Origin of the sequence: Streptomyces sp. BBFR51, assembly GCF_044591655.1 — a bacterium.
Classification (GTDB): domain Bacteria; phylum Actinomycetota; class Actinomycetes; order Streptomycetales; family Streptomycetaceae; genus Streptomyces.
This window is the reverse complement of the sequence record NZ_CP172448.1, coordinates 8,505,136-8,519,152: the sequence shown is the minus strand read 5'-3', so window position 1 is coordinate 8,519,152 and position 14,017 is coordinate 8,505,136. Positions and strand designations below refer to the sequence as shown.

The 14,017-nt window shown below is 69.2% G+C and carries 14 protein-coding genes and 4 pseudogenes; 3 read left to right on the top strand and 15 right to left on the bottom strand.

Annotation, left to right across the window (positions count from 1 at the left end):
- Window positions 1-23: 23 nt before the first annotated feature.
- On the bottom strand, window positions 24-848 hold the full coding sequence (locus ACGH7X_RS38820) for a hypothetical protein (RefSeq protein ID WP_399895186.1): 825 nt from the start codon (window positions 846-848) through the stop codon (window positions 24-26).
- Between the two features lie 35 nt (window positions 849-883).
- Complete coding sequence (locus tag ACGH7X_RS38815; protein ID WP_399895183.1) at window positions 884-1,687, bottom strand: SDR family oxidoreductase; 804 nt, start codon at window positions 1,685-1,687, stop codon at window positions 884-886.
- 197 nt (window positions 1,688-1,884) lie between these two features.
- On the opposite strand from ACGH7X_RS38815, the gene ACGH7X_RS38810 reads away from it, so the two are divergent.
- Window positions 1,885-2,358 carry a MarR family winged helix-turn-helix transcriptional regulator gene (locus tag ACGH7X_RS38810; RefSeq protein WP_399895180.1) on the top strand — a complete coding sequence of 158 codons (474 nt, stop codon included), beginning with the start codon at window positions 1,885-1,887 and terminating at the stop codon, window positions 2,356-2,358.
- A 13-nt stretch (window positions 2,359-2,371) separates the two neighbouring features.
- Here the strand turns inward: ACGH7X_RS38810 and ACGH7X_RS38805 are convergent, their stop codons facing one another.
- Window positions 2,372-2,566, bottom strand: a complete 195-nt coding sequence (locus tag ACGH7X_RS38805; protein WP_399895177.1) for a hypothetical protein — start codon at window positions 2,564-2,566, stop codon at window positions 2,372-2,374.
- 233 nt (window positions 2,567-2,799) lie between these two features.
- On the opposite strand from ACGH7X_RS38805, the gene ACGH7X_RS38800 reads away from it, so the two are divergent.
- A complete protein-coding gene (locus tag ACGH7X_RS38800) occupies window positions 2,800-3,756 on the top strand; it encodes an alpha/beta fold hydrolase (protein WP_399895174.1) in 957 nt (318 codons plus the stop codon).
- A 437-nt stretch (window positions 3,757-4,193) separates the two neighbouring features.
- On the opposite strand, the pseudogene ACGH7X_RS38795 reads toward ACGH7X_RS38800, so the two are convergent.
- The 3 pseudogenes from ACGH7X_RS38795 to ACGH7X_RS38785 all read right to left on the bottom strand — a co-directional run.
- Window positions 4,194-4,577 (bottom strand): annotated as a pseudogene (locus ACGH7X_RS38795) (ATP-binding protein); the annotation flags it as partial.
- Window positions 4,578-4,848: 271 nt separating this feature from the next.
- A pseudogene (locus ACGH7X_RS38790) lies at window positions 4,849-5,251 on the bottom strand (IS5 family transposase); the annotation flags it as partial.
- A 45-nt stretch (window positions 5,252-5,296) separates the two neighbouring features.
- Window positions 5,297-5,650 (bottom strand): annotated as a pseudogene (locus ACGH7X_RS38785) (transposase); the annotation flags it as partial.
- 109 nt (window positions 5,651-5,759) lie between these two features.
- On the opposite strand from ACGH7X_RS38785, the pseudogene ACGH7X_RS38780 reads away from it, so the two are divergent.
- A pseudogene (locus ACGH7X_RS38780) lies at window positions 5,760-5,902 on the top strand (IS5/IS1182 family transposase); the annotation flags it as partial.
- A gap of 100 nt (window positions 5,903-6,002) precedes the next feature.
- Here the strand turns inward: ACGH7X_RS38780 and ACGH7X_RS38775 are convergent.
- From ACGH7X_RS38775 to ACGH7X_RS38735, 9 genes are all read right to left on the bottom strand, one after another.
- On the bottom strand, window positions 6,003-6,227 hold the full coding sequence (locus ACGH7X_RS38775) for a hypothetical protein (protein WP_399895171.1): 225 nt from the start codon (window positions 6,225-6,227) through the stop codon (window positions 6,003-6,005).
- Window positions 6,228-7,056: 829 nt separating this feature from the next.
- Window positions 7,057-7,545: a DinB family protein gene (locus ACGH7X_RS38770; protein WP_399895168.1), complete on the bottom strand. Its 489-nt coding sequence runs from the start codon at window positions 7,543-7,545 to the stop codon at window positions 7,057-7,059.
- 67 nt (window positions 7,546-7,612) lie between these two features.
- A protein-coding gene (locus ACGH7X_RS38765) for an IS5 family transposase (RefSeq protein ID WP_399895166.1) occupies window positions 7,613-8,487 on the bottom strand; the annotation gives its coding sequence in 2 pieces (ribosomal slippage) (window positions 7,613-7,749 and window positions 7,749-8,487; 876 coding nt in all).
- Between the two features lie 414 nt (window positions 8,488-8,901).
- Complete coding sequence (locus tag ACGH7X_RS38760; RefSeq protein WP_399895163.1) at window positions 8,902-9,888, bottom strand: hypothetical protein; 987 nt, start codon at window positions 9,886-9,888, stop codon at window positions 8,902-8,904.
- A gap of 374 nt (window positions 9,889-10,262) precedes the next feature.
- Complete coding sequence (locus tag ACGH7X_RS38755) at window positions 10,263-10,703, bottom strand: OsmC family protein (protein ID WP_399895160.1); 441 nt, start codon at window positions 10,701-10,703, stop codon at window positions 10,263-10,265.
- Window positions 10,704-10,840: 137 nt separating this feature from the next.
- Window positions 10,841-11,266, bottom strand: coding sequence for a hypothetical protein (locus ACGH7X_RS38750; protein WP_399895157.1), 426 nt, complete (start codon window positions 11,264-11,266; stop codon window positions 10,841-10,843).
- 384 nt (window positions 11,267-11,650) lie between these two features.
- Complete coding sequence (locus tag ACGH7X_RS38745) at window positions 11,651-12,391, bottom strand: DsbA family protein (RefSeq protein ID WP_399895154.1); 741 nt, start codon at window positions 12,389-12,391, stop codon at window positions 11,651-11,653.
- A 565-nt stretch (window positions 12,392-12,956) separates the two neighbouring features.
- The gene (locus ACGH7X_RS38740; protein WP_399895152.1) at window positions 12,957-13,250 is read right to left on the bottom strand and encodes a hypothetical protein; all 294 of its coding nucleotides are present in this window, start codon (window positions 13,248-13,250) and stop codon (window positions 12,957-12,959) included.
- A 183-nt stretch (window positions 13,251-13,433) separates the two neighbouring features.
- A complete protein-coding gene (locus tag ACGH7X_RS38735; RefSeq protein ID WP_399895150.1) occupies window positions 13,434-14,006 on the bottom strand; it encodes a TetR/AcrR family transcriptional regulator in 573 nt (190 codons plus the stop codon).
- Between the last annotated feature and the right edge of the window lie 11 nt (window positions 14,007-14,017).

Below are 14,017 nucleotides of genomic sequence, written 5' to 3'. Positions count from 1 at the left end.
GGCGCCAGTCTCCCGAAGGCGACTCAGCTCCAGTAGTCGCTCAGTCGATCGGTACGGGACAGTTCACGCTGCTCCCACGGGGTCAACGGGCGCGGGGCCGCGGCCGCTTCGACGGCCTTGACCGCGTCCTCGCTCAGTACTCCCCCGGCGCGCAGTTCCTCAAGGAGCCGGGACAGGGCGAAGGTGTGCGCCGCGACCTGTTCCAGGGCCCGGTCCAGCCGCGGCCGGGCTGCGAGGTCCAGCGCAGAGGGTGCCGTTTCGGGGTTGCCCTCGTCGCCGACGAGTTCCAAGTGATGCCGCCGGCCCCCTTCCTCGGTCCGCTGCCACACACAACGTCCGAAGCGCATGCGCACCGGTGTGTCGCTGATGCCCCGGCGTGTGACGTCGTACCAGGCACCGGGCTCCCTGAGGAGTTCCTCCAGGTGCTCGTCGTCCTCACCACTCAGCGCCGCAACGACCGTCACCCTGATGGTGTCCTCGTCGGCTCGTTCCCTGTACATGCCTGGGACGATGCGCAGTCCCTCGACCTCGAGAGCTTCGGCATACAGGATCTCGACCTCCTGGATCTCGATCCGGTAGACGTAGATCTCGGGCCGGCGGCCCTGGGAGGATGCGGTCCAGCCCTCCGAGACGCGCCACGCCGCGTCGCTCCCTTGCAAGTGGTCTCCGTCCGGCGTGGCGGCCGCGTTGAGTTCGGCGTCCAGTTCCTGGTGCCGCTCGTCGGGCACGTGCAGTTGCAGGGCGTACCGGCGCAGGAGCCGACCGCTGTGCGCGGAGGTGACGGGAGGCAGTTCAGCGGCCGTGATCTCGCGGAACGCGCCGAGCAGCGTGAGGTTGAGGGTCGTCATCAGCGGTTCTCTCTCGTGCCGTTCGTGTCGTCGGGTCAGGAGGTGGTGTCCGGCGCGGGCCGGCCGGCGAACCATTCCCGGTAGGTGGTTCGCGCGATGAAGGCGTCGGGGCCCGGCAGCAGGTCCCGGTACCGGAGCCGCGCGCCGTAGAAAGGGCTTAGGGCGTCAGTACGGACCTGCCGGTACTCCGCCTCCGTCAGCAGGGCAGTGCGCACGAACGCGTCCAGCCGGAACTGCTCGGGACCCGCGATCTCACGGACCCCGTTCACAGGCCGCGTCACGGCGGTGTGCGCGAGCAGCGTCGCCACGTCGGTGAGGGAGATCGGGCGCACCTCGGCGGGCGGAACCCACACGATCCAGTCCTCGGTGGCCGCTGTCGCGATGTCCTCCGCCGCGTCGAAGGTCTGTGTGGCGCGAAGGATGGAGTACGGGATCCCGGACCGTCGGACCATGGCCTCTCGGTTCCTGAGCGCCCGGAACACCCCCTCACTACCGACACGGTCCACGCCGACGACGGAGAGACACACATGGTGGCGGACACCGGCGGCGGCCTCGGCTCTGAGGAGTGCGCCAGTGGATCCGGCCCAGGAGTCCACAAGGGCCGCCTCGTCCACGACCAGACCGTGGTCCTGCGAGAAGGTGCCGATGTCGGCGGACGGCTGATGGGCGAGGTCGACGAGCACGGAGCAGCCTCGCAGTGCCTCGGCGACCTCGTCGGAGGTGGGCGCGTGCGGGTCGCCAGGGGCCTGGACGAGGGCGACCTCATGTCCGTGGTCCCTGACCCAGAGCGCGGTCTCGACGCCCATGAGGCCTCCACCGTCGACCACCACGACCTTCATACGAGTAACCCTCCCGGCCTCGTGCCGCCCACCGGACCGTGCAAGCAGCCACGGGACGGTGTCGGTGCGTTCACCGGCGATCGGCTGAGCGTTTGACCGGACGGGTGGCCGATGTGTGACACGGAGAACGCCCCGGTCGGCGATGGCTCACACTGAGCGGGACGACATCACGATGTGAAGTGAAGGGAACAGTGTCAATGGTAAACTCGACCGGTGCGACCGGTACGTCGCACGACGCAGGATCCAGGGCGGCGTGGCGGCCTCCCCAGCCATGGGATCCGTGTTCGCCAAGGCTGCGCGCGGCCCGCCTGGCCGAGGAACTGTTCGAGGAGCGGCTGCGCCGTCAGCCCGGCAGGACCATCACCAACGTCGGGGACTTCGACCTGCTGCAGACCCTGCGCCAGGCGGCTCCCGGGCACGCCCTGACGCCGGGGCAACTGATGCGGCACCTCGTGGTCTCCTCGACCGGTCTCAGTGGCCGCCTCAACCGGCTGGAGCGTGACGGCTGGATCGTCCGGACCGCGTCACCCGACGATCGGCCGCGCTCGCTGGTCAGCCTGACGATGCAGGGGCGGGAGGAGTTCGACCGCCGGCTGGAGAGTCACCTGGCTGTGGAGTGTGAGCTGCTGTCCGTGCTCGACGCGCGGGAGCGGGTCGTCGTCGGCGCGTAGCGCAAACTGCTGCTCATCCTGGGGGCGTCGGAGTGAGCCGGCGGACGCGGCGGGACCGAGCCGCTCGGGCGTAGCGTCTGGTGTGCCGCGCCTCCACCGTCGTGATCTGCTCGGTGAGGTGATGGGCGATGGCGCGGGAGACCCTGATCTGCTCCTCGACGTACCACCACTCCAGGACGGTCTTCTGTTCTTCGCTGAGTCCGGGCACGTGTGCGGCGAACTCCGGCACCCGGCGGTGGGAGTCCCAGTACAGGTAGTCCTGAATGACCGTCAGGCGCGCTCGGCCTCGTCCTTCGCATCCATGGTGTGCTCCAGCCATCTCCCGCTCGCGAAAGAGGGGACGGCGAGGCATCACTCGGCCATGACGCAGTGCATAACAGTGTGATCACTCGTTGTGTTATTCCTTGCGAGGTTGCCGCCCCTCACGGATCATGGGATGACGTGAAGCACACGCATCGGCCGGGGACTCTCCCGCGCACACCCGAAGACCCCTCCGTCCCCCTGTCTCCAGGCACGCACACGATCACCGTTCCACACGGTCCCGCCCGCGTCGCACTGCGCTACCACGTCGCAGGCTCGGGCCCGGTGTGCCTCGCCCACTCGGGCGGACCGGGCATCGGCTGGGACTACCTGCGCATGCCCGGTCTCGAGGACTCCTTGACCATGGTCTACGTCGAACCGGTCGGCACGGGCGACTCCGGTCGGCTCCCGGATCCGCGGGACTACACCGTGGCCACGTACGCGCACTTCCTGCACGCCGTGGTCCAGCACCTGAACGTGCCACGGTTCGCCCTGCTCGGTCACTCCCACGGTGGCTTCGTGGCCCAGCGGTACGCCCTCGACCATCCCGCACAGGTCACTGCCCTCGTTCTCTACGACACCTCACCGGTCGCGGACGAGGAGTTCTGGTCGGCGGCAGTCACCGCCATGGAACGGTTCGTGAAGGACCACGTCGAGGATCATGGGGACGTCGCGGACTACGTGGCCACCCTCACCACGCGCCTCGGCCTGCTGGACGACGACGGCGCCACCGCCGTCCTGCGCACACTGATGCCGGCCTATCTCTACGACTACTGGGGCAGAGAAGCCGAGTTCGCGCCCGCTCGTCGGACGCTGCGCATGTACGCGGCCCCCTCCCTGGGGGAGGAATCTCCCTTCGACGTCCGGGACGAGCTGTCCCTCCTCACCCCACCGGCCCTGGTCCTGGCGGGCCGTCACGACTTCATCTGCGGGCCACGATGGGCCGCCCTGCTGCACGAGGGCCTGGAAAACGCCGAGTTGACGGTCCTGGAGGAGGCCGGGCACCTCGTGCACCTCGAACAGCCCGCACGGTTCGACGCCTCCGTCCTCGCGTTCCTCCACGCCCAAGGGGTCGTCCGCGGGCCGCGGAACCCATAGCTCCGGCGCCCGGTCTCCTGCTTACCCGTCGTCCTCAGCCCCGGGTCACCGGTCGGCTCGGCGGCCGCCAGCAGCAGCAGGAGGCGCGCTGGGGCGGGCAGCGGGGCGAGCTGGACGACAAGGCTCTGCTCGATGCGGCTTTCCAGCGGCAGGGAACTTGTCAGGGTGAATCCGCCGGCGATCTGGGCCGGACTCAGGGCCCGGGGCAGTTCACGCAGGGCTAGGAGGTTGCCGCGGGCCTCCGCGATCAACTGATCGCGTACCCGCAGGTCGAGGCCACCGGGTACGGCCAGGCGCAGCAGTGCGCACGCGTCCTCGTGATCGAGTCCTTCGACGGTCATGTGGGGCAGGCCCGCGAACACCGGGTCGGGCTGCCGCATCGCGAGCACCAGGGCGATGCCCTCCGCGTCCAGACGGCGGGCGGCGAAGGCGAGGGCGTGTGCGGACGCCTGGTCGAGCCACTGTGCGTCGTCGACGACGCACAGCAGTGCCTGCTCCTCGGCAGCCTCGGTGAGCAGCCCCAGCAGGGCCGGCCCAACGAGGAACGGGCTCGGGGCGGCCGCGCTGCGCAGGCCGAACGCCACCTCGATCGCTTCCTGCTGCGGGACCGGCAACCGGGCGGCGGAACCCATCATGTGTCCGCAGAGCTGCTGGAGGCCGGCGTAGGCAAGTTCCATCTCGGACTGGGAGGCGCCGACGCGCTCGGTGCGGACGTGTGCCGCGGCCCGTGCCAGGAGGTGGTCCAGGAGCGCGGTCTTGCCGACACCGGCCTCACCGGAGACGACCAGTGCACCGGCGCGGCCGCCTCGGGCACGGCTCACCAGCGCTTCCAGCTCCGCCAACTCGCCGTGTCGCCCCGCAAGGGCGCGATGTCAGGCACCATGTCCGCCTTCGCCGGGGAGTACCGCTCATCCATGTTCTTCGTCCACGCATTCCATCGGAGCGTCGACCTGATCCGCCGAGCGTCGCGGTGCCGTGCGTGGTGAGCATCCGCATCTCAGCGGCGCGGTGTCACCGCAGAGGGGCATGACTCAACTCCTGAATCGAAGACTGGAGTCGACGGCTCGGTCACCGTGATGAAGAGCTACACCGGTGGATCTTTGTGGTCAGCCCGCCGCGGGACCGGCCGATCGCCTCGCCCGGCCGGAGCTCCCTTTCGGGCCCTGGCCGCGTGCTGGTGGGCTCGCACGGTCGTGGAGTCGAGACACGTGACGGTCCAGTCGACCCCACCGACGGCGTCACAGCGCCGCTGGACGTGGGCCAGGAGCCGGTCTCAGGCTCCGTCGGCCGACCAGCGGCGGAAGCGCTTGTAAACCGTCTCCCACGGCCCGTACCGCTCGGGAAGGTCCCGCCAAGCCGTACCCGTGGACAGCTTCCACAGAAACCCGTTGACCACCTGACGGCGATCGCGCACCGGACGGCCCATCCGCGGCGGAGCCAGGAACGGCTCGATCACCGCCCACAACTCATCGGTCAGCTCATGACGACGCACCACGAACGACCCAACGAGCCCACCACTTTCCGGGGGCGGGCCTGTTTTTGCCCAGCAGGTGCTGTGCGCGGCGACCTCTTTGCGGACGGCCTCGGCGAGGTTGTGCCACAGGTGCCAGCGGTCGCTGGTCTGGACCGCGTCGGGCAGGCCTCGGCGGACCGCCTCGGCGTAGGTGGCCGATCCGTCCCGGCACACGGCCTCGATGCCCGGATGTCCGCGCAGCCAGGCTTCCAGAGTGACGGCGTCGCGGCCCGGGAGTACCTCGATTCGCTCACCGGTCTCGGCGTTGATGATGACCGTGGCGTAGCTGTGCCGGCGCCGCAGGGCGAAATCGTCGACCCCGATCACTCGCGGGATCCGCACCGTCGGCACTGGTACCCGCCGCAGCAGTCGCAGGGCGGAGGCGCCCACGGTCCTGCAACCGGTGCTCCGCGAAGCTATGTACGGCGCCGCTGAGCACGCGCCAGGGATCGGGCTCGTCCAGAGATGCCTGCATGTCCCCACGGCATTCCGCAACGACCTCTTGGACCTTGACGACTACGTCCGTGGACGGCTCACGCGTCCGGGCCCTCAGAGGGGGATCACGTCGGCCCCTCGCCCGTCGACCGGACCCGCCCCGACTCGAAACTCCATGTGATCATCGACCGTCACGGGACCACTCGCCGACACGGTCGAGGCGTCGAGTAGCCGGTAGTCGGCGCGCGGCGGACGTCCGAGGTGTTCGTGCGGTTGTGTTCGGCACGAACACAGGGCATCAGTCCTTGGCGCGGTGCAGTTGTATCTGCTGATTGACGAAGAGGTGCACGAAACCGCAACGCAGGCAGATCAGCCCAGTAGCGGTCTCATCTGCCCAGGCCAGATTGAACAACTCCCCGCCTGTACTGTTGAGTTTCACCCCCCGTTCACGGAAGAGATCGCTCTTACAGACCTGACATGTGATCCACATCTCTCCCAGTGAGACCCGCACCGCTTTGGCCATTGCATCCCCCTTGCTATGCACAGCACCGTGGCTGGGCCATCAGTACTCCGTCGCTCTCGTTCGGTTTACGTTTGATCATCATCGCGCAACCCATCGTCCGGGAGAGCATTTGAGCAAGAACTGAGCACGAGCGCCCAACGCGGGTGCCCCTTCCTCACCGGCCTCTCACATTTCATGCCGACCCCACATTGAAGGCTCCTCGTTCACGCCTGGGGCGCGGCGAAGGGTCGGGGCGGCCCCCCGGGCGGGTGTCCGGGGGCACTTGGCCGAAGTATGACGGCCCCTGGGGAGGCCCCGGCCTTCCGGTGGGCGCCCGGTCAGTACAGCTTTTGTCTGGTCTGGCCGGAGGGAGCGGCATGGCGTGAGAGACCTGGAGCAGACGGCCGCCATGCACCAGCCGGCGTGGTGGCAGAAGGCGCGGGGGCGGCACGCCAGGCCGGTCCTCACGCGGATCCACCGCGACGTTGACCCGCTCGCAGCCGGCCGGCAACGTCTCGCAGCTCCGTCACCGCACAACGACGCCGAAGAAGGCCACAGACCGCCAGCGGTGTCCACGGCCCGCGCCGGCGGCCCACGGAACGGCGCACTCCCCCGCTCGGCCTCCAGCGCCCGCACCCCAGCCACCCCCACAGCCGTCACCCGCACACCTGACAAGGGCACCCACTCCCACCCACCAGCCCTTCCGTACCCACCACCAAACCCACCAGTGGCTTGAGGTCGCGGTCAGGGCAGTTCGTCGACCACGTGCTCACGGCTCGGCTCACGCCGATGGCTGGGGCGTGTTGCGATGGTGGAGGCTGGGTTCCGGGTCCGGGCTGCGGGCCGGTGCTCAGCGAGGTCCAAGTCCTGTCCGTCCGTCGATTAGTTCGCGGGCGATGTCCAAGTGACCGGCGTGACGCGCGGTCTCTTCGATGACATGAATGATGATCCCGCGCAGGTCGGCGAGTTCGTCTCCCAGAGGTTCGGGGTGACGGCCCCGCGGGGGTGCCGACAACGGCGTGCGGGCGATCACGGCATCGGAACGGCGGCACTGGTCGTCGTAGAAGGCGAAGACCACCTCCGGATCTCGTGGTGTCGTCAGCGGGGCATGGTCGTCGGGCCATGGCAACGGCTCGGCAGTTCCGGTGACGACCTCCTGGAACCAGTGCCTCTCAGCGTGCCCCAAGTGTTCTATGAGTCCGAGGGGTGTCCACCCGGAGGGCAGAACCGACGTGGTCAGTGCCTGCGCGTCGAGCCCGTCGACAATGGCCAGCACGCTGGCTCGCTGTGCCGCGAGGAACACCGACAGAGTCTTCTTTTCCGTGTCATCGGAGTTCATGGGCGCATGGTGCCAGGAGCCACTGACAAGCGCGGCAGCGGCCCGCCCACCGCTTGACGAGGGCGGGTCACAGCCACTCGTCAATGGCAACGACAAGGATGGTCGCCTCGTATCGGACCGCCAGCTTGTCGTAGCGCGTGGCGACAGCACGGTTCCTCTTGAGGCGGTTGATCCCGCACTCCACCGCATGACGCTCGTGGTAGTCGACCGGTTGAAGCGCGGTGGCCGGCCGCCGCGGGAGCCGAGCTTCTGGCGGTTGCGGGCCTGGTCAGCCCTGTCGGGGATGGTGCAGCGGATTCCGCGGCGGCGCAGGTAGGCACGGTTCTTGCGGGAGGCGTACGCCTTGTCCGCGCGGACCCGATTGGGGCGGTCGCGTGGGCGGCCCAGTCCAATGCGAGGCACGCGGACCTTCTCCAGCTCGGGCTCGAACTGCGGCGAGTCACCGCGCTGCCCAGCCGCGACCACGATCGACATCGGCTTGTGACCTTGCGCGACAGCCAGGTGGAGCTTGGTCGTGAACCCGCCGCGCGAGCGCCCCAGTCCGTGATCTCCGGGCTCGGTGAACACGCCGCCCGGTGGTTCCTTCTGCATGTCGCCCTGCTCGCGGGCCCCGGCCGCATGCCGATGGGCGCGGCACACCGTGAAATCGACGCTCGGGTCCCACGCAATCGCGCCTTTCGCGTCGGTCAGGGCCTGGAGCCCGGTGAGGATGTGGTACCAGGTGCCATCCCGCTGCCACCGGCGGAAGAGGTCGTAGACCCGGCTCCACGGCCCGTACTCGACGGGCACATCCCGCCACGGAACACCGGTCCGGACCCGGAACCGGATGCCGTCGATCAGCTGCCGCCGAGGCCAGACGGGCGGCCGCCCCGTCTTCGTCCCCCGCGGCAACAACGGTTCCAGCGTTGCCCGCTGCTCATCCGTGAGATCTCCCCGTCCCATGAACCGTGATCATGCACAGCTCAAGATCCAATTTTGATACACGCTCTAGTCGTCGCGTGTTCGCTCCGGTCCGACCGGGCCAAACGCCGCATCGGAGTTGTTCGACTCGCCCCGCCGCCCGTCCTCGTCCCGCATCCGCCCGTTCTCCGGGGTTCCAGTGAGACGGCTGACGAGGTGGTAGTTCACGCTCACGCCGCGGTAGTCCTGCCCGGGTGCCACCCGTTGGGGCAGGTTGGTCCGCTCCGCGCGGGACACCGACTCGCGCGCTCCGGTGCCGGGGAAGGAGACTCGCGCCCGTGGCGCCTCCTCGAAGCGCAGACGGTCGCCGCTGACGACCGCCTCGAACGTGATGTCAGCGCCGGGGCCCGCAGGACGCCCGGCGGATGTCTCAGCGGCCGACGGCGGCGTGCCCGTTCACGGCGGCTCTTCGCGCTTGCTGACACCCCGGCGCCCGCCGGTGGGTCGCGTCGCCCCGGCCTCGTCGTCGCGCGTGCGGCGTCGGCCGACGGAGCGTTTGTCCTCGGCGTCATAGCCCGTCCGTCCGGGCGTCCGCCGCGGCCCCGCGCCGCCCTGGGAGGCGGTGCGACTCGTGCCATGGCCCGAGCGAGTGCCGGAACCAGCCGTTCCACCGGCCCGAGGAGTGGTCTTCCCGGCCGCCCTCCCGGCCCCGGCCTCCTTCGAGGTGTGTCGAACACTGCGCCCGGCGGCCGGTCCGGTCTCCCGAACCTCGTCGCCAGCGTCCACGCCGGCCCTGCCGACCTCGTCGGCAGCTTCCGCCGCACTCCCTCCTACGCCCTCGACGGCCTCGCCGACGCCCTGCGCGACCTCGCCGACGGCCTCGCCTGCGCTGCTGCCGACGTCCTCGACCGCAGACCCGGCCCCCTCTCCGACCTCCTGCACGGCGGTTCCGGCGCCCCGGCCCACGTCGTGTACGGCCGAGCCGACGCCGCGGGCCAGGTCCTCCAGAATCTGCGGATTGCGGTCCAGCGTGGTGAGAACCCGGTTGATGATCAGCGCGACGTTGTCCAACCGGACCTTGAGCTGGGCCTGTGCCTCGACTCCGGAGATGCCGAGGTGGACCTCGCCGAGCGCGACGTCGGCGCCGACGTTCAGCTTGAGCAGGTCAAGCACCTCGGCCTGGAGGGACACCCTGGCCCGCAGGTTCTCCACGTCGAGGTTGAGCTCATCGACCTTGAGTTGGGGGACGTCCAGGAAGACGTCGGGGTCGCGCCCCTGCGAGAGCCCCGCCGCCGAATCGTCCTCCTGGACCACCGCGCCTTCGTATGCCGAGTCGTTCCCGGACTGGTCGGCCCCGTCCTCATAGAGCTCGTCGTCGTACGGCTCCTGCTCCTCCGCGGCGCCCGTCGTGTGGCCGCCGCCGTTCCCGGCGTCCTGCTGCATCGCTACGCCTCCGCGAACTCGCCCTTTCGAAATTTCATCCCGTTTGTTCCAGTATTGCGCGGGTGGGTCGGCGGGGCCGAGTTCGCGGAGCACTGCGGCGAAGCTCCGGCGCCCCGGGAGCCGGGGCGAGCGCTCCTGAGACGGGTCAGTGGGCGCGGACCGGCACGGGGCCGAATGGGTTGCCTGGTCGGTTGGCGAGGTGGGTTCGCGGCGTGGACGCCGCCGGCGGCCACGCCGACAGGCGGCGTGCTGGCCGCATGGCCTGCGAGCGCGGGACACGGTGCCGGAGCCGCTGAAGCAAGGGCGCGGGAGCACATCACACCGAGGGGGAGCATGCCGCTTCTCCTGCCCGCCGGGCGGACACGGCACGAGTGTCAGGCGTCGGTGACCGTCGTGGTCACCGGAGTGCCGATCTCGACGGTCCTACTCACGGTGCAGAGACGGTCGTGGGAAGCCTTGACCGCGCGGGGCAGGATCGCACGTGCGCGCTCCGCTTCCTCGCCGTCCGGGAAAGCCACGGTGAAGGCGACCTCGATGTTCGTCATACGGTTGCCCAGGTCGTCGCTCACCTTGTCCCCCCTGACCGTCACGGAGAACCGGGCGGGCTCTGCGTGACGGCCGGTGGCGACGTCGACGTCCACAGCAGTGCAGCCGCCGATCGCGGCCAGGAACAACTCGACCGGGGTGAACCCGGTGTCCTGGCCGTTGTCCGAGGACGTGCCGAAACTGACTGATCCGCCGCGGGCGTTGGTCGCCACGAATTGGCCGCCGCTGGTGCGTTCGACGACGACGGAACGCTCCGAGTGTTCGCTCATGCCATGCACACTAGCCACATCGACGCTCGGGCCCACGGCGCCGACCCGGCAGCGCCGGGTGAAGCGAGCTCCTGAGGCCGCCCGTGGGCATGCGATCTTGCAGACGGCGCAGGCCGGCCCCGGTCCGAGTCCGACGCTCATTCCCTGTCGCGCAGATGTTCCTCAGCCCGTTGAGTCAGGCGCCTGTAATAGGGCCAGACGGGCTTCGGCCTCTGGGCGTCGCGATGGGCGAGAAACGGCGTTGCAGAACGCTGGAGGGTCACGAGCGCCGGCGCCCACAGATCAAGGAAGTCCTTCTCGTTCACATACTTCTTCGCGCAGTAGAAGCCGGCGATGTCCAGGGCTGCCAGGGCCCGGTTCGCGAGTTCGTACTCCTCTGACGTCAGACTGGCGACGTCCTGCATTTCGTGGAGCACCTTCCGCCCGGACTGGAGCTTCGGGTCGATCAGCGACTCGTAGAGCCTTAGCGTGACGTCCCGGCGGTCGCTCCTGACCGACCGGTAGAGCGAGCACAGGCTGATCAGCAGGGCGACGCCCGATATCACGACTGCGGCCTGATTCACGTCTGTCCGTCCCCCTCGGAGCCGACCGTGCACGGAATCAGCAGTCGTACCCAGCCGACAGGCGCGCCATCCCTGCGGCCTCCGCTTCGGTTCGCGCCAAAGCCATCGCCTCGCCCGCCGCCCGCACGCACTCCTCGCCCCTCGCTCCGCAGCGGCGGCCTCGGCAAGAAGGCCGCGCCAGCATGTAACACGGCTGGAACATTGACTTCGAAGCTCTGGTCGCCAAGAGCGTAGCCTGACGACGCCACGGCCCACCCCACCTAACCCCCTCTCTTCCCTCCGACGGCTTCCTGCCGTCCGGCGGCGCCCTACAACTCGCCGCCTGCCGCGCAGCGCCTGCGGAACAATCCTCCAGACGGAACTGCGAAGTCGCTTCGCCGGCTCTCAGTACGGGCCCAGTACGAACTCCTCCCACTGCTGAGGATCGTTGTGTATGTCCCTCAGGAGGTCCTCGAAGACCTCGGGGTCGAACAGCATGCCGTTGTACGACGTCGGTATTTGTTTGCCGTTGATCACGGCGGTGGGTGTCCCCGGTCCCCGGGGGTTCGCTGTTCCGCCGGCCCGCTCGTACGCCTTCTCCGAGGCTGTGACGAAAGAGCGGTACTTCATCGTCTTCACGGCCGTGTCGAACGCGGGGCCTCGCAACCCCTCCACCCGGCCGGCCAGTTCCAGCAGGAAGGCGTCGGTGTAGCCGTCCACGCTCTCCTCCGGCTGGTTGGCGTAGAGCACCTCGTGGTACTCCACGAACCTGCCCTCGTCCAGCGCGGCACGCAGCGCGTTGACCGCCTTCTTCGACCCGGTGCCGCCCACCCGGTCGTCCAGGAAGGAAGCCAGGGTGTACTCGGTTCTCACCCGACGGGAAAGCATCTCCTCCCGCAACTGCGGAGAGCCGCCTGCGGTCTCGAACTCCTCGCACACCGGGCAGCGCGGATCCTCGTACAGCCGCACCCTCGTAATCGCCTGCGGATCACCCACCACAATGGTGACACCGTCCTTGCCGAGCCTTTCCGGCAGCTCGTGCACTCCCGCGAAGTCCGGCTCCGCCTCCACCGCCCGTTCCCCACAGCCGGCCAGCGCCAGCACCACGGCCGCACACAACACGACCCACCGCCCCCTACGCACCATGCGTCATCCCCTCCCCAGAGAACATGCAGACGATAGATCATCCGCGAGCCGGACACATCGCCGTTCCCACTGCCGGTTAACGAACAACGCCAGACCACGCGGCTCGGGCACTGCCGAACTCATCGACGCCGACCACTACCGGGGACCGGACGCCCGCACCACGCACACAGACCCACGCGCCCTCAACTCAACACGCTCCCCTCGGCGTGCTCCCCCCGCCCGGTGCGATCCTGGGCACCGGATGAGTGATCTACGGAGTGCCGCTGATCATTGGCGCGCTGCCCGACGAAACCCCGGGCAGTTCGCGCGTGCCCCTGTGCCCACCGCCCTCCTTCGGATGTTCGCCCCGGCCTCAACGGCCAATCGCACAGCCCCTGTCAGGGTCCCTCGCACGGGTCGTCGCCCGCGGGCACCGGCCTGGTGTCGGCCGCCAGGCACGAGGAGTACACCCGCGACGGCGCAGGCCGCGGCTCCGGATCCGGCTCCGCCATAGCCTCCGCCGCAATGATCGCCCCCACGCCGACGACGGTGAGCCCCGCCAACGCGGCCTGCCAGGCACCGCGGTTCACCGAGCGCCCCCGAAGTGGTTACGCAGTTCCTCGCCGCAGTCGCTCCCGGTGCCGGCCTGGACCCGGGAGAAGGCCAGCACGTCGCCGCCCCCGCCTTCCCGCCTGGCCTCGGCCAGCCGCATTTCAATGTCGGCGATGTACTCGGCGCACTCGGCACTGACCGGTTTCTCGGGCCGCTGGTCCGGAACCGAAGAAGCGTTCAGTCCGGCAGTGGCGGCGAGGCCGGCTGCGCACAGCACCGCCCACGCGGCACCCCACATGCGGCGGCTCATCCTTATCGGCTTCGGCATCCAGGCATCCTACGAGCGCTGCGGCAGGCCGAAGCCGGATCACGTCTTCTCCATCGACGAACCCAACAAGCGAGCAACCACCTCGCCGCCTGCCCGCCGTAGCCGACGAGCCCGAGAGGGACTCCGGACTCCCCGTCACCGCTCGAGACTGCGAGCGGCCACAGAAGGAGCACCGGAGCACCCTCAGCGCATCAGGAGACCCACGGCGGCCTCCAGCCGTTCGAGGTAGACCTCCCGGGATGCCGTCTGATGCTTCAGGCCGATCGACACGCTGATCATCGTCTGCGCCGCCGGGCCGGCGGACTCTTGCCCCTTCTCGACGGCGATCGCATCGGTGACCAGTTCCTCGAAGCGTCGCGGTGCGGTCTCGACGATCTCTCCCAGAAGTTCGGGACTGGCCTCGACAACCGCCACGACATCACGCGCCAGCGGGCCGATGTAGCGCCCCGCCCACTGGTCGAACGCCTCGACGAGGCGCTGCGCAAGGGGACGGCCGCTGTCGGTCAGGACGCGTTCGACGGCGGTGAGGTCGCGATCCAGGGTCTGGGTGACCGCGGCACGGAACAGCGTCTCCTTGGAGGAGAACAGGAAGTACAGCCCGGGCCGGGAGATGCGGGCCGCTCTCGCCACCTCCTCCATCGAGGTCTTTCTGTAGCCGAAGCGCGCGAACGTGGCCATGGCCGAGTCCAGCACCGTGGTTCGACGGTCGGTGTCGGCGACAGTCGACGGCGGACGGCCGACATCAGGACTGCTCATGGAACGAGCAT

Bases quoted from the DNA above. Each gene is read 5' to 3' on its own strand.
- ACGH7X_RS38815 (WP_399895183.1), bottom strand. From the start codon at position 1,687: ATGAAGGTCGTGGTGGTCGACGGTGGAGGCCTCATGGGCGTCGAGACC.
- ACGH7X_RS38770 (WP_399895168.1), bottom strand. From the start codon at position 7,545: ATGAACTCCGATGACACGGAAAAGAAGACTCTGTCGGTGTTCCTCGCG.
- ACGH7X_RS38775 (WP_399895171.1), bottom strand. From the start codon at position 6,227: ATGGCCAAAGCGGTGCGGGTCTCACTGGGAGAGATGTGGATCACATGT.
- ACGH7X_RS38745 (WP_399895154.1), bottom strand. From the start codon at position 12,391: ATGGTGCGTAGGGGGCGGTGGGTCGTGTTGTGTGCGGCCGTGGTGCTG.
- ACGH7X_RS38755 (WP_399895160.1), bottom strand. From the start codon at position 10,703: ATGAGCGAACACTCGGAGCGTTCCGTCGTCGTCGAACGCACCAGCGGC.
- ACGH7X_RS38820 (WP_399895186.1), bottom strand. From the start codon at position 848: ATGACGACCCTCAACCTCACGCTGCTCGGCGCGTTCCGCGAGATCACG.
- ACGH7X_RS38740 (WP_399895152.1), bottom strand. From the start codon at position 13,250: ATGCCGAAGCCGATAAGGATGAGCCGCCGCATGTGGGGTGCCGCGTGG.
- ACGH7X_RS38735 (WP_399895150.1), bottom strand. From the start codon at position 14,006: ATGAGCAGTCCTGATGTCGGCCGTCCGCCGTCGACTGTCGCCGACACC.
- ACGH7X_RS38810 (WP_399895180.1), top strand. From the start codon at position 1,885: ATGGTAAACTCGACCGGTGCGACCGGTACGTCGCACGACGCAGGATCC.
- ACGH7X_RS38760 (WP_399895163.1), bottom strand. From the start codon at position 9,888: ATGCAGCAGGACGCCGGGAACGGCGGCGGCCACACGACGGGCGCCGCG.